The organism is Bradyrhizobium sp. Gha (genome assembly GCF_900113735.1).
GTDB lineage: Bacteria > Pseudomonadota > Alphaproteobacteria > Rhizobiales > Xanthobacteraceae > Bradyrhizobium.
This window is the reverse complement of the sequence record NZ_FOQM01000022.1, coordinates 59,995-73,264: the sequence shown is the minus strand read 5'-3', so window position 1 is coordinate 73,264 and position 13,270 is coordinate 59,995. Positions and strand designations below refer to the sequence as shown.

12 protein-coding genes are annotated in these 13,270 nt (G+C 63.5%); 6 read left to right on the top strand and 6 right to left on the bottom strand.

Annotated elements, in window-relative coordinates; all coding sequences use genetic code 11:
• Nucleotides 1–63 precede the first annotated feature (63 nt).
• Nucleotides 64–873 (bottom strand): cysteine rich repeat-containing protein, encoded by an 810-nt coding sequence (locus BM222_RS24375; RefSeq protein WP_244547229.1) that lies wholly within the window; start codon nt 871–873, stop codon nt 64–66.
• Between BM222_RS24375 and BM222_RS42215 the strand changes: the two genes are divergently transcribed.
• The gene (locus BM222_RS42215) at nt 773–1,036 is read left to right on the top strand and encodes a hypothetical protein (RefSeq protein ID WP_244547231.1); all 264 of its coding nucleotides are present in this window, start codon (nt 773–775) and stop codon (nt 1,034–1,036) included. The two genes, BM222_RS24375 and BM222_RS42215, sit on opposite strands and share 101 nt — an antisense overlap.
• A 30-nt stretch (nt 1,037–1,066) precedes the next feature.
• Here the strand turns inward: BM222_RS42215 and BM222_RS24370 are convergent, their stop codons facing one another.
• Nucleotides 1,067–2,068: an NADP-dependent oxidoreductase gene (locus BM222_RS24370; protein ID WP_092233275.1), complete on the bottom strand. Its 1,002-nt coding sequence runs from the start codon at nt 2,066–2,068 to the stop codon at nt 1,067–1,069.
• A 209-nt stretch (nt 2,069–2,277) separates the two neighbouring features.
• On the opposite strand from BM222_RS24370, the gene BM222_RS24365 reads away from it, so the two are divergent.
• Together BM222_RS24365 and BM222_RS24360 are read left to right on the top strand one after the other, a co-directional pair.
• Entirely contained in the window at nt 2,278–3,573 is a 1,296-nt protein-coding gene (locus BM222_RS24365) for a dicarboxylate/amino acid:cation symporter (protein ID WP_092233272.1), read from the top strand.
• 12 nt (nt 3,574–3,585) lie between these two features.
• Nucleotides 3,586–4,506: an amino acid ABC transporter substrate-binding protein gene (locus BM222_RS24360; protein WP_092233269.1), complete on the top strand. Its 921-nt coding sequence runs from the start codon at nt 3,586–3,588 to the stop codon at nt 4,504–4,506.
• Between the two features lie 53 nt (nt 4,507–4,559).
• Here the strand turns inward: BM222_RS24360 and BM222_RS24355 are convergent, their stop codons facing one another.
• Nucleotides 4,560–5,360, bottom strand: a complete 801-nt coding sequence (locus BM222_RS24355; RefSeq protein WP_092233266.1) for an ATP-grasp domain-containing protein — start codon at nt 5,358–5,360, stop codon at nt 4,560–4,562.
• 372 nt (nt 5,361–5,732) lie between these two features.
• Here BM222_RS24355 and BM222_RS24350 point away from each other — a divergent pair, with 372 nt between their 5' ends.
• The 3 genes from BM222_RS24350 (at nt 5,733) to BM222_RS24340 (ending at nt 8,768) form a co-directional block, all read left to right on the top strand.
• Nucleotides 5,733–6,506, top strand: a complete 774-nt coding sequence (locus tag BM222_RS24350; protein ID WP_092233263.1) for a ferredoxin--NADP reductase — start codon at nt 5,733–5,735, stop codon at nt 6,504–6,506.
• A 294-nt stretch (nt 6,507–6,800) separates the two neighbouring features.
• Complete coding sequence (locus BM222_RS24345; protein WP_092233458.1) at nt 6,801–8,426, top strand: FMN-binding glutamate synthase family protein; 1,626 nt, start codon at nt 6,801–6,803, stop codon at nt 8,424–8,426.
• Between the two features lie 102 nt (nt 8,427–8,528).
• Nucleotides 8,529–8,768 carry a PilZ domain-containing protein gene (locus tag BM222_RS24340; protein WP_092233260.1) on the top strand — a complete coding sequence of 80 codons (240 nt, stop codon included), beginning with the start codon at nt 8,529–8,531 and terminating at the stop codon, nt 8,766–8,768.
• 16 nt (nt 8,769–8,784) lie between these two features.
• Here the strand turns inward: BM222_RS24340 and BM222_RS24335 are convergent, their stop codons facing one another.
• From BM222_RS24335 to BM222_RS24325, 3 genes are all read right to left on the bottom strand, one after another.
• A complete protein-coding gene (locus BM222_RS24335) occupies nt 8,785–10,083 on the bottom strand; it encodes a hemolysin family protein (protein WP_092233257.1) in 1,299 nt (432 codons plus the stop codon).
• 104 nt (nt 10,084–10,187) lie between these two features.
• A complete protein-coding gene (locus tag BM222_RS24330) occupies nt 10,188–11,501 on the bottom strand; it encodes an ABC transporter ATP-binding protein (RefSeq protein WP_092233253.1) in 1,314 nt (437 codons plus the stop codon).
• Nucleotides 11,502–11,514: 13 nt separating this feature from the next.
• Nucleotides 11,515–13,248, bottom strand: coding sequence for an ABC transporter permease (locus BM222_RS24325; protein ID WP_092233251.1), 1,734 nt, complete (start codon nt 13,246–13,248; stop codon nt 11,515–11,517).
• Nucleotides 13,249–13,270 lie beyond the last annotated feature (22 nt).

The window sequence follows — 13,270 nt, the reverse complement described above, 5'->3', positions numbered from 1 at the left end:
AATCGCTGATCGGCAAAAAATATGAGCATCGCGGGCGCAGGAAAATTCGGCCGCGCGCTGCGCCTATCGCGCCGCGAATGGTGCAAGCACGTCCTTGCAGGCGGGCGACAGCGATGCCGCATTGCCGGCAATACACTGCACGACGCGTCCGCCACCTGGCTGGACACCCGCGCAGAGCGAGCGGATGTCCGCGCCGCAGGCAGAGCGGACAATCAACAACTCTTCGCGCGGCCGCAGCGGGCGCAGAACCATCGCGGCCGGTGGGGCCGGCGGTACGGCTCCGGCCGCCGGTGCAGCAGCAGTCGCCGGTGCTGCCGTTGTCGCTGCGGCACTGCCGCCGGTCACGGCGGTCACGGCCTTCTCGCAACCCGGCGATACCTTGGTCTTGTTCCTCTCGAGACATTCCAGCGCGGGGGCGCCGCCCGGCGGCACGCTGGCGCAAACCTTGGGGTAATCCGCGCGGCACGCGCTCTTGACCGCGGCAATTTGCGCGCTGCTGGGCTTCTTGGCTGCGGCAGCCTTCGGAGCGGCTTCTGCCGGCGGCTTCGCCGCGGGTTCGGCGGCGGGGGCCGCTTCGGCCTTTGCCGGTTCGGATTTGGCAGGTTCAGATTTGGCCGGTTCGGACTTCGCTGGCGGAGCTTCGGTGTTCGGCGCAGCCGCCGGCTCGACCGCACGAACCGCGGTCTGGCATCCCGCCGACAGGCTCGACATGTGGCCTTGGAGGCATTGATACGCTTCCACGCCGCCAGGCGTTACGCTCGAGCAGTGCGCGATGAAATCCGAGCGGCATGCCGAGCGGATGGCGCTCTTCTGTGCCTCGCTCGGCGCTTGCGCGAAAGCGCTTGTTGCAGATGCGAAGAGTGCTGCGGCCAACAACGCGTGCCGCGTCGATGCATGTTTCAAGATGTTGGACATCTGGATCAATTCCCGCCCTGTCGGCAACGCCGACGCTCAATTAAAACCGATGCAAACAATCATCACGGGTGATGCCGCGCGTAAATCCTCGGGCGCTTTGGCCACCACCGCGAGCAAATAATATCAGTTCAATTGCGACGTAACTACGTCGTCACAGCTTCACCATCCGCTTGCCGCGGTTTTCGCCGGCGAGCAATCCGATCAGCGCCTGCGGCGTGTTCTGCAAGCCGTCGATGACGTCCTCCTGTACCTTCAGCCTGCCTGATTTGACCCAGGCCTGGAGGTCGGCGAGCGCACGCCCGCTCTCCTTCATGTAGTCCATCACGATGAAGCCCTGCATCACGAGCCGCTTCACCACGATCAGGCCGGGCACGCCGCGCGGTCCGTGCGCGGACGGTGCGCCGTCATATTGCGAGATCGCACCGCAGCAGGCGATGCGGCCGTAATTGTTCATCTGTGGAATGCAGGCTTCGAGAATGTCGCCGCCGACATTGTCGAAATAGACGTCAATGCCTTTTGGCGCGGCCGCGCGTAGTGCCTTGAACACCGCGCCGTCCTTGTAGTCGACCGCGGCATCGAATCCGAGCTCGGATGTCAGCCAGTGGCACTTGTCGGCGCCGCCGGCGATGCCAATGACGCGGCACCCCTTGATCCCCGCGATCTGCCCGACGATCGAGCCGACCGAGCCCGCGGCGGCGGAGACCACGACGGTGTCGCCTTCCCGGGGCTTGCCGACCTCGAGCAGGCCGAAATAGGCGGTGAGGCCCGCGATGCCGAACACGCTGAGCAGATGCGTCATCGGCTCGAGCTTCGGCATTTTCGTGAGATGTTTTGCGGGCACCGCCGCGAACTCCTGCCAGCCGGTGTCGCCGAACACGATGTCGCCGGGCGCAAGCCCCTCGGCCTTCGAGCTCACGACCTCGGCAATGGCACCGCCGGCCATCACGCTGTTGGCTTCGACGGCCGAGCGGTAGGTTGCGCCGTGCATCCAGGCGCGGTTGGCGGCATCGAGCGAGATGTAGCGGACGCGCAGCAAGGCCTCGCCATCCTTCGGCTCGGGCGTCGCGCCCTCGACCATCTTGAAGTGTTCGAGACCGAGCTTGCCGCTGGGCTTCTCCACCAGAAGAATTTGGCGATTGACGCTTCCGGTCATGGCGTTCCCCCTTGATTGTTTGACGATTATTGATGCACTCGCCGCAAACAAAACATGCAGGCCGCATCCGTTGTGCGCTGCATGAAAGCTAGATCGGCGCGCTCGGTTTCGCAACCGGAACATCGACCTCGATCGGCCGCACGCAAAGCGTGTTGCGTCGCTGTCATATCTGCGACATCATGAAGCGGCCGGAGCAGTGGGGATTGTCAATGTCGAACAGGTTTACGCAATACATTTTGGCGGCGATGGTGCTCGGCATCATCATGGGCTCGGCGATCTACAATTTCATGCCGGAGACGCGCGGCGACTGGGCCTCTTCCATCAACCTGATCGCAGTGATCTTCCTGCGCCTCATCAAGATGATCATCGCGCCGCTGGTGTTTGCGACGCTCGTCGGCGGCATCGCCCATATGGGTTCGGGCGCGAAGCTCGGGCGTATTTTCGCCAAGACCATGGGCTGGTTCGTCAGTGCGTCCTTTGTCTCGCTGATGCTCGGCCTCGTCATGGTCAACCTGCTTCAGCCCGGCGCGAATTTCCCCGGTACCCTGCCGGACAAGGCGCAATCGACCGGCCTGCCGGTGTCCGCCTTCTCGATCGAGAAATTCCTGACCCATCTGATCCCGACCTCGATCGCGGACGCGATGGCGCAGAACGAGATCCTCCAGATCGTGATCTTCGCCGTGTTCTTCTCGGTGGCGATGGGCGCGCTGCCGGAGCGCTCCAAGCAGATCCTGTCCCTGATCGACGATCTCGGCCACATCATGCTGAAGGTGACGAGCTATGTGATGATGTTCGCGCCGTTCGCGGTGTGGGCTGCGATCACGGCGACCGTCGCCAAGAACGGTCTGCTGGTGCTCTGGAAGCTCATCGTCTTCATGGGCGGCTTCTATCTCTCGCTCTTCCTGCTCTGGGGTATCCTGGTGATCGTCGGCTTCATCGTGATCGGGCCGCGCTACAGCCATCTCCTGAGACTGATCCGTGAGCCGCTGATGATCGCGTTCTCCACGGCGAGCTCGGAAGCGGCCTACCCGAAGACGCTCGAAGGCCTCAACCGCTTCGGCGCCTCGTCGCGGATCTCGAGCTTCGTGCTGCCGCTCGGCTATTCGTTCAACCTCGACGGCACGATGATGTACTGCACTTTCGCCAGTATCTTCATCGCGCAAACCTACCACATCGACATGCCGCTCGGCACGCAGCTCGCGATGCTGGCGACCCTGATGATCACGTCGAAGGGCGTTGCCGGCGTGCCGCGTGCCTCCCTCGTCGTGATCGCCTCGACACTGTCGCAGTTCAACATTCCCGAAGCGGGCCTGTTGATGATCATGGGCATCGACACCTTCCTCGACATGGGGCGCAGCGCCACCAACGTGATCGGCAACACGCTGGCGACCTCGGTGGTTGCGAAGTGGGAAGGCGAGCTCGGGCCCGAGCATGCGATGGGACCAGGCGATGCCGTTCCCGGCGACATGGTGCCGGGCGAAGTGCCTGCGATGGCCGGCCACTGACGGGAGTGCGTCATGCGCCCTTTGACGGCGATTTCGAGCGGCCTGTTGCTGGCAGCCTGCCTGCTGGCATCGGCTGCCTCCGCCCAGACCGGCGGCAGCGAAGGGCTTAGCCCGACGCTGCTTGCCATCAAGAATGCGCATACCGTGCGGCTCGGCTATCGCGAAAGCTCGCCGCCGTTCTCTTTCCTCGACCAGGCGGGCCGGCCAATCGGCTATAGCCTCGAATTGTGCGAGGCCATCGTCGAGGAGATCGGCGTCGAGGTCGACGATCCCAATCTGAAGATCGAGTACGTCAAGGTCACCTCGGATGACCGCATCGACGCGGTGCTCCAGAACAAGATCGATCTGGAATGCGGGTCGACCACGGCCAATTCCGAGCGCGGCAAGCGCGTCGCCTTCTCGCCGCTGATGTTCGTGGCCGGCACCAAGCTGATGGTGCCCAAGGCCTCCAGCGTCCAACAGCTGACCGATCTGAAGGGCAAGACCATCGTGGTGACCAAGGGCACCACCAACGAGCAGGCGATCCAGGCGGCCGAGAAGAAGTTCGCGCTGGGGATGAACATCGTCGTCGCCGCCGATCACGAGCAGTCCTATCAGATGCTCGCCGACGGCAAGGCTGATGCGTTCGCGACCGACGACATCCTGCTCTCGGGCCTGATCGTGCGTCACAAGTCGCAGGACAAGTTCCGCGTCACCGGCGACTATTTGTCCTACGACCCCTACGGCATCATGTTCCGCAAGGGCGAGCCGCAGCTCGCGGCCGTGGTCGAGCGCACCTTCCGCAAGCTCGGATCCAACCACGATCTCGTGCCGCTCTACAATAAATGGTTCATCGCGCGCATGCCCACCGGCGAGAAAATGAACGTGCCGATCTCGCTGCAGCTGGAGGAAGCGTTCAAGGCGATGGACGATTCCGCGAGCGCGAACAATTAGCGACAGTCTTCCTTACCCTCCCCCTGCAGGGGAGGGTAAGGGGCCCGCGGCCGCTATCTTTCCCCGAACACCCGATCCAGCGCCGCATCATACGTTGCTTGCACCAGCTCCGGATACAGCTTCCCCAGCGCCTCCATCATCACACCGGAATTGATTTCGAGCACGCGCCAATCGCCCTCAACGCGCACCACGTCGATCGACGCGAAAGCAATTCCGATGGCGTTTGCGGCGTCGATCGCGAGCTTCACGCACGCGGTGCGAACCTCGCCGTCTTCCAGCAACACCGGCTTTGCGCCGGCATCGAGATTGTGCCGCCAATCCGCACCACGCTGCTTGCTGTACACGACGAGGGGCATATCCTCGAGCAGCACCACGCGGACTTCTTCCTCGATCGCGACATAGGGGGCGATCACGAGCCCGGCGCTCATCGCAAAGACATCGCTCGCCGCGTGGTCGAGCTCCGCCTCCGTCGTCACCTTGAACACCTGACGTCCCGATGTCCCCTCGTTCGGCTTCAGCACCACGCCTTGCGGATGGGCGTGAAGCAGCTCGCGCATTGCATCGCGCCAGGTCGGGGCGACGATATTCCTGCCCAGCTTCGGGTTGAGGAAGAGGTGATGCGGAATGGAGGACACGCGTGCAAGCGACAATGCCTCCGATGTCGCCGATTTGTCGTTGGCGAGGCGGTGTGCAATCGCGCTGTTGAGGCCGATGTCATAGCCGAAGGCGAAGCGGCGGATCTCGCCGCGACGCATCGCGATGAGCCAGCCGCCGGCGCGGACATCGACGTCGATGCCATGGCGCGCACAATAGGCCTTGATCGCCTGGACAAAGATCCGCTCGCTGGTTGCCATGTCGTCGTCGTTACAGGCGCCAAAAGCCGCGGAAATGCGGGATATGGCGCCAAGCGGGGGTGAAAATCAGAGCTATTCTTAATGAAATTCTCGCGAGCGCGATGGAAATTAAGTGCTGCAATTGCAGCCGCAAGGGAAAAGAAATTGCCCACTGCCTGCCCCGGACAGCAGATCCGTTAATGCTGTGACCAATTCCGCCGCAAATGCATGATGGCCCGGCATCAATTGCACCCGGAACGAGGTTGATTATTGGTCCCAATGGCGTAGATCACACACGCGAAATCCTCCGCCATGGCAATGGTGTCCGCCCCGTTTTCAGGGCCGGGCAACGCTTTGCCCGAAAAACCGCAGTCATTCGGAATATCGAAAATCATGAGCGCGTTTTACCGAGAGAAAGTTGTTTCCGTCCAGCACTGGACCGACACGTTGTTCAGCTTCCGCGCCACGCGCGACACCGGCTTCCGCTTCCAGAACGGTCAGTTCGCGATGATCGGCCTCGAGGTCGACGGCCGTCCGTTGTTGCGCGCCTACAGCATGGCCAGCGCCAACCACGAGGAAGAGCTCGAGTTCTTCTCCATCAAGGTGCAGGACGGTCCGCTGACCTCGCGCCTGCAGAAGATCAAGGAAGGCGACACCATCCTGGTCGGCCGCAAGGCGACCGGCACGCTGATCACCGACAATCTCATCCCCGGCAAGCGTCTGATGCTGCTCTCGACGGGCACGGGCCTTGCGCCGTTCGCCAGCCTGATCAAGGACCCCGAGGTCTATGACCAGTTCGAGAGCATCGTGCTGGTGCACGGCTGCCGCCAGGTCTCCGAGCTCGCTTATGGCGAGAAGCTCGTGGCGAATTTGCGCGAGGACGAGCTGTTCGGCGAGTTGCTCGCGGACAAGCTGATCTACTATCCGACCGTGACCCGCGAGCCGTTCCGCAACCGCGGCCGCATCACCGACCTCATCAGCTCCGAGCAGATCTTCAACGACATCGGGCAGGGCCCGCTGGACATCGAGACCGACCGCATCATGATGTGCGGCAGCCCGGCCATGCTGGAAGAGCTGAAGCTGATGTTCGAGGGTCGCGACTTCGTCGAAGGAAGCGGCAACAAGCCTGGCCATTTCGTGATCGAGAAGGCGTTCGTCGAGCGGTAAGCCACCCTCGATGGTCCTGTTCGCGTCGTCCTGGCCTTCGCCAGGACGACGGCGCAGCCCTTCGCGTCCCACTGTCCCGCTGCACTGCAAAAAGCCCGGCCATCGGGCTGATTGATTTGTCACGGCCAAATTCGCTAGCCTGAAACAAGCGCTGCGTCATATCCGTATGACAGGCGTAGGCGTATCGTATCGCCTCATGCTGGCGAGAGGATGGGAATCGTGCCCGACAACAACACGCAGGAAGCGCCCAACTCCCCCTCACCCAAGCGCCTGCCGCTGGCGGAAGAGGGGATCATGGAAACCCTGCTGCTTCCATTCTCGCCGCGCTTCATCATCCTGACGATCTGCGCGGTGCTCACCGCGCTGTTGATCGGTATCGCCATCGCGGACCGCCGGATCTTCGACATCCTGATGGTCCCGATCGCGATCTTCGGCGCCCTGACGCTGCTCGGCGTCCGCGACCTCATGCAGAAGGGCCATGCGGTTCTGCGCAATTATCCGATCTCGGCGCACATCCGCTTCCTGCTGGAAGAAATCCGGCCGGAGATGCGGCAGTATTTCTTCGAGAGCGAAAAGGACGGCATGCCGTTCTCGCGCGACATTCGCGCGGTGGTCTATCAGCGCGCCAAGATGCAGCTCGACAAGCGTCCGTTCGGGACGCAGGAGGACGTCTATCGCCAGGGATATGAGTGGATGCATCACTCGGTGTCGCCGAAGGCGCATGCCGAGGAGAAGTTTCGCGTCACGATCGGCGGGCCGGATTGCGCCAAGCCCTATTCGGCATCGGTCTTCAACATCTCGGCCATGAGCTTCGGCGCGCTCAGCCCGAATGCGGTGCGTGCGCTGAATGCCGGCGCGAAGAAGGGCGGCTTCGCCCACGACACCGGCGAGGGCGGCTTCAGCCCCTATCACGCCGAGATGGGGGGCGACATCATCTGGGAGATCGGCTCCGGCTATTTCGGCTGCCGTCACCGCGACGGCACCTTCGATCCGGATGCATTCGCGCGCGTCGCGAGCCAGGACCAGATCAAGATGGTGGAGCTCAAGATCAGCCAGGGCGCCAAGCCCGGCCATGGCGGCGTGCTGCCGGCGGCCAAGGTCTCGGAAGAGATCTCCAAGATCCGCGGCGTGGCGATGGGCGAGGATTGCATCTCGCCGGCCTCGCATCGTGCCTTCTCCACGCCATCGGGCATGATGGAGTTCATCGCCGAGATGCGGAGGCTCTCAGGCGGCAAGCCGGCGGGCTTCAAGCTCTGCATCGGCCATCCCTGGGAGTTTCTGGCGATCTGCAAGGCGATGCTTCAGACCGGGATCTATCCTGACTTCATCGTCGTCGACGGCAATGAAGGCGGCACCGGAGCGGCGCCGCTGGAGTTCATGGACCATCTGGGCATGCCGATGCGCGAGGGCGTCAACTTCGTCCACAACGCGCTTATCGGCATCAATGCGCGCGACCGCATCAAGATCGGCGCGTCAGGCAAGATCGCGACCGCCTTCGACATGGCGCGCGCCATGGCGATCGGTGCCGACTATTGCAATTCGGCGCGCGGCTTCATGTTCTCGCTCGGCTGTATCCAGTCGCTGAGCTGCCACACCGACCGCTGTCCGACCGGGGTCGCGACCCAGGATCCGACGCGGGCGCGCGCGCTCTACGTGCCGCTGAAGATCGACCGCGTGCACAATTATCACCACGCCACCCTGCATTCGCTGATCGAGCTGATCGCCGCGGCCGGCCTGGAGCATCCGCAGCAATTGCGCCCGATCCATTTCACCCAGCGCACCTCGACGACAGACGTGAGGTCCTTCGCCCAGCTGTATCCGGCGCTCCGCCCCGGCGAACTGCTCGAAGGCACCGAAGACCCGCGGTTCCGCGACGCCTGGCGGATGGCGCAAGCGTCGTCGTTTCAGCCGGCGCTCTGACGGAGCGGCAATCCACCGCATGATACCGCCCGATCGCGAGGTCAACTGAACGCGAGTCGGTTGCATTAACCTTTGTGTCAGCTTCGGGTGTAAATTGGCGTGATGGACGAGCGGCGCGACAAGGCCAGGCATCGCGTATTGAAGGGCGGAACCATCGAGTTCGGCGGCGGCGCGATCGATTGCACCGTCCGCAATTTCTCCGATACCGGCGCTGCCCTCGACGTCACCAGCCCGGTCGGGATTCCCGAGCACTTCACGCTGTTCATGCAGGCGGACGGGAAACATCTGTCCTGCACCGTGATCTGGCGCAAGGAAAGGCGGATCGGCGTGAAGTTCGGGTGAGGCGGCGTGAGCTCGCTTACCCCGTCTCCATCTCATTCACCCGGCTCGCCAAAATCTTGTCGATCCTCCTGCCGTCGAGATCGACCACCTCGATTTGCCAGCCTGCGAAATCGAAGGCGTCGCCGACATCTGGCAGCACGGTGAACTGCTGCAGCACGAGGCCAGCCACCGTATTGTAACGGTGATGCGGAGGCAGCTCGACGCCGAGCAACTCGCCGAACTCGTCGACCGGCATCCAGCCCGAGACGAGCAGCGAGCCGTCGGCGCGCCTGACATAGGCCGGCTCCGGTGGGCCTGCTTCTGAATGGAAGGCGCCGACGATCGATTCCAGAATATCCGCCGCCGTCACCACGCCTTCAAACGCGCCGTACTCGTCATGGACGAGGCCGATATGCACGGGCGCCGCCTTCAGGATCGCGAGCACGTCGCGCGCATCCGCTGACGCCGGGATGATCGGCGTCTCGCGCACGAGCGCCCGCAGATCGGGCGCACGCTCGCGCATATAGGCAATCAGCAGATCCTTGGCCTGGAGCACGCCGATCGGCTTGTCGCGATCGCCGTCACAAACGGGAAAGCGCGAATGCGGGCTCTCGGCGATCATCGTCTGGATCGCCGTCCGATCGTCGTTCAGGTCGATCTCGTCGACCTCCGTGCGCGGCGTCATCACCGCGCCCACCGGGCGGTCGCCAAGCCGCATCACGCCGGCAATCATTTCCTTTTCGCCGGGCTCGAGCACGCCCGCGCTCTCGGCCTCGCTGACGAGATGATGGATCTCGTCCTCCGACACTTTCTCCTCGGCCTTGCCGCCGCGGCCGAGCAGCTTCAGGATCAGCTTGCCGGAGACGTCGAGCAGGAACACCAGCGGCAGCGAGACCCGCGCCAGCACGTGCATCGCCGGCGCGACCTTCACCGCGATACTTTCGGGGTCGCGCAGCGCGACCTGCTTCGGCACCAGTTCGCCGACGATCAGGGTCGCATAGGTGATGATGGTGACGACGATGCCGACGCCGACGATGTCGGCAATGCCCGGGGACAGGCCGAGCTCGAGCAGCCATTGGGTCAGCCGCTGTCCGAGCGTCGCGCCGGAGAACGCACCGGAGAGCACGCCGACCAGCGTGATGCCGATCTGCACGGTCGAAAGGAACTTTCCGGGATCCGCAGCCAATGTCAGTGCGCGCCCGGCGCCGCGCACGCCCTTGGCCGCGAGCAGCGACAACCGCGCCGGGCGCGACGAGACCACGGCGAGCTCCGACATGGCGAGCAGGCCGTTGATGACGATCAGGACGACGACGATGATGAGTTCGACAGACAACATTGCGCGCAGGGAGAGGGGAGGCCCAGCGGATGCAGGACCAGGCCCGTTACATATAGGAACCCAAAGCGCGCCTGCCCGGTTCCGACGAAATTGTCGCAGGTGGCTCAGGAGCTTTCGCCGGGGTTTTCGAGGCTGAATGTCTCCGACTGCTCGTCATAGGCGAACAGCTCGGCATAGCGCCCCCACGACACCACCGTCTTCAGCGTCTCGTCGGCATAATCCTCCGACATGTAGTCTTCGAGCTCGTTGCGGAACCGTGCCGCGGGCGCGGTATGCGAAGGCCGTTCGTCGAGCACGCGGCGGATCAATCCCATCACCGGCACATAGGTGACGAGATGCTCGGCGAACAGCGTCTTGCGCGCGTCGGTCTCGAGATGGGCGAAGCGCTTGCCCGCGTCGGTGAGCATCAAATCGCCTTCGCTGAGCTGGGCGAAGCGCAACAATTGCAGCGACTCGCCGAGATGAAGGATTTCGTCGGCCTCGAGCCGAAGCTGGCTCGCCAGCACCGGCAGGTCGGCATGTCCGTTGTAGGGCGCGCCCGCCAACGTCTCGATCAGGCCGGACAGGACGTTGGACGATACATGGTGCAGGGTCATGCCGACGCCGGTGCCGGGGATGCCTTCGATTGTCGGCGCCTTGGGTTCGGCGCGCTGGGTCATGCGGGCATAAATGCTGTCGACGAGCTGGCGGAAATGCGGATCAAGCCGCTTACGCGGATGCGCCAGCTCGACCTTGATCTCCACCGCGACACGTCCCGGGTTCGACGAAAACACCAGGATGCGGTCGCACATCAGGACCGCCTCTTCGATGTTGTGTGTCACCATGAGGATCGATTTGATCGGCAGGCGCCCTTCCACCCAGAGATCGATCAGGTCGGTACGCAGCGTTTCGGCGGTGAGCACGTCGAGCGCCGAGAATGGTTCGTCCATCAGGAGCAGATCCGGATGCACGACCAGCGCGCGGGCAAAGCCGACGCGCTGACGCATGCCGCCCGACAATTCCTTGGGAAAGGCCGACTCGAATCCGTCGAGGCCGATCAGGTCGATCGCCGCCAGCGCGCGCTTGCGCCGTTCGGCAGCATCGACGCCAAGCGCCTCCAAGCCAAGCTCGACGTTTTGCAGCACCGTCAGCCAGGGAAACAGCGCGAACGACTGGAACACCATGGCCACGCCGTTCGGCGGTCCGGCGATGACCTCGCCCCGGCAGGTCGCCTGTCCCGTGGACGGAGCGATCAGGCCGGCGATGATCCGCAGCAGCGTGGATTTGCCGGAGCCCGAGCGGCCGAGCAGGCCGACGATCTCGCCGGAGCGGATCGTCAGGTCGACCTTCTCCAGAACCAGCAGCTGCTCGCCGCTGCCCTTCGGAAAAGACCGGCAGACACCGCGGATGTCGATGAGCGCAGGGGGGTGATCGAGCATGATGAACTCCTCGTCAGCCGAGCCGCAGGCGGCGCTCGCCGAAGGCGTAGAGCGGTCGCCAGACCAGACGATTGAACAACGTCACCAGAATGCACATCGCGGCTATCCCGAGAACGACACGCGGGAAATCGCCCGCTTCAGTCGCAGATGCAATATAAGCGCCGAGCCCGCTGGCGTTCAGATGCGTGTCGCCCCAGCTGGCGACTTCGGCGACGATCGATGCGTTCCAGGACCCGCCGGAAGCGGTGATCGCGCCGGTGACGTAATATGGGAAGATGCCCGGCAGGATCACCTTCAACCACCAGCGCCATCCGCCGAGATGAAGGCTGCTCGCGGCCTCGCGCAGATCGCTCGGAAAAGCACTGGCGCCGGCGATCACGTTGAACAGGATGTACCATTGCGTGCCCAGGATCATCAGTGGGCTCAGCCAGACGTTCGGGTTGAGCTTGAAGCTGACGATGGCAACGACGAAGACCGGAAAGGCAAGGTTGGCGGGAAACGCGGCGAGAAATTGTGCCAATGGTTGGATGCGCTCGGCCAGTTTCGGACGCAAGCCGATCCAGACGCCGATCGGCACCCAGATCAAGGTCGCAAGGCTGATCAGGACAATGACGCGCAGCAGGGTTATCAGCCCGTCGCGGATCACGACGAGCACGTCGCCGAGGCCAAGACTGGCCGAAAGATAGCGGTAGGTCAGCCACGCGGCGTAGGCTGTGCCGGCGAGGATGACGGCAAGCCAGAGCCCGTCGATCAGTCGTGACGGCTGGCCTTTGCTCTTCGCCGGTCCCCCTGGTTTGGGGAGCGAGATGCGCAAATTCGAAACGAAGCGATTGATGGCGGAGAAGGGCAGCGTCACCGCACGCAGAGCGCGGGTCCGGCGAAACAGGTCCAGCATCCAGGAGGTGGGTGGCTCGCCGGACGCGGTCTGCTCGAAGCGGAATTTGTCGGCCCAGGCGATGATGGGCCGGAACAGCAGTTGATCATAGGCGATGATGACGAGCAGCATCGCCAGGATCGCGTAGAAGATCGCCGGCAAATCGCGCTGCTGGATTGCCAGCGCGACATAGGATCCGACGCCCGGCAGGGTCACGGTGGTATTGCCGACGGTGATCGCTTCCGATGCGACGACGAAGAACCAGCCGCCCGACATCGACATCATCGCGTTCCAGATCAGTCCCGGCATCGCGAAGGGCACGTCGAGGCGCCAGAAACGCTGCCACCCGGATAGATGAAAGCTCTGCGTGGCCTCTTCCAGGTCCTTCGGTACGTTGCGCATCGACTGGTACATGCTGAACGTCATGTTCCATGCCTGGCTCGTGAAGATCGCGAACACCGAGGCGAGTTCAGCGCCGAGCACCTGGCTCGGAAATAAATTCATGAAGAAGACGACGGTGAAGGTCAGGAAGCCCAGGATCGGCACGGACTGGAGGATGTCCAGCACCGGGATCATGACCATCTCCGCGCGCCGGCTCTTGGCCGCGATCGCCGCGTAGACGAAGGTGAAGACCGTCGAGCAGACGATCGCAAGCAGCATGCGCAGCACCGTGCGCAGCGCGTAGAGCGGCAAGTTCGCCGGATCGAGCGAGACCGGCGTGCGCTCAAGCTCGGACAGCGGCGCGGTGGTCTGCTCGCCGCCATAGACGATCAGTACCATGGCGCCGATCACGAGGATGAGTGCGACCACATCCCAGATATTGGGGCGCAGCGCCCGGCCGAGCGCGGCCGTGCGGATATCTCTCGGCTTCATGGGCCGCCTCTGGTCAACAATC

What these genes read in the sequence shown, in the direction of transcription:
- BM222_RS42215 (WP_244547231.1), top strand. Translation starts at nt 773, where the DNA reads ATGAAATCCGAGCGGCATGCCGAGCGGATGGCGCTCTTCTGTGCCTCG.
- BM222_RS24370 (WP_092233275.1), bottom strand. Translation starts at nt 2,068, where the DNA reads ATGACCGGAAGCGTCAATCGCCAAATTCTTCTGGTGGAGAAGCCCAGC.
- BM222_RS24365 (WP_092233272.1), top strand. Translation starts at nt 2,278, where the DNA reads ATGTCGAACAGGTTTACGCAATACATTTTGGCGGCGATGGTGCTCGGC.
- BM222_RS24360 (WP_092233269.1), top strand. Translation starts at nt 3,586, where the DNA reads ATGCGCCCTTTGACGGCGATTTCGAGCGGCCTGTTGCTGGCAGCCTGC.
- BM222_RS24355 (WP_092233266.1), bottom strand. Translation starts at nt 5,360, where the DNA reads ATGGCAACCAGCGAGCGGATCTTTGTCCAGGCGATCAAGGCCTATTGT.
- BM222_RS24350 (WP_092233263.1), top strand. Translation starts at nt 5,733, where the DNA reads ATGAGCGCGTTTTACCGAGAGAAAGTTGTTTCCGTCCAGCACTGGACC.
- BM222_RS24345 (WP_092233458.1), top strand. Translation starts at nt 6,801, where the DNA reads ATGGAAACCCTGCTGCTTCCATTCTCGCCGCGCTTCATCATCCTGACG.
- BM222_RS24340 (WP_092233260.1), top strand. Translation starts at nt 8,529, where the DNA reads ATGGACGAGCGGCGCGACAAGGCCAGGCATCGCGTATTGAAGGGCGGA.
- BM222_RS24335 (WP_092233257.1), bottom strand. Translation starts at nt 10,083, where the DNA reads ATGTTGTCTGTCGAACTCATCATCGTCGTCGTCCTGATCGTCATCAAC.
- BM222_RS24330 (WP_092233253.1), bottom strand. Translation starts at nt 11,501, where the DNA reads ATGCTCGATCACCCCCCTGCGCTCATCGACATCCGCGGTGTCTGCCGG.
- BM222_RS24325 (WP_092233251.1), bottom strand. Translation starts at nt 13,248, where the DNA reads ATGAAGCCGAGAGATATCCGCACGGCCGCGCTCGGCCGGGCGCTGCGC.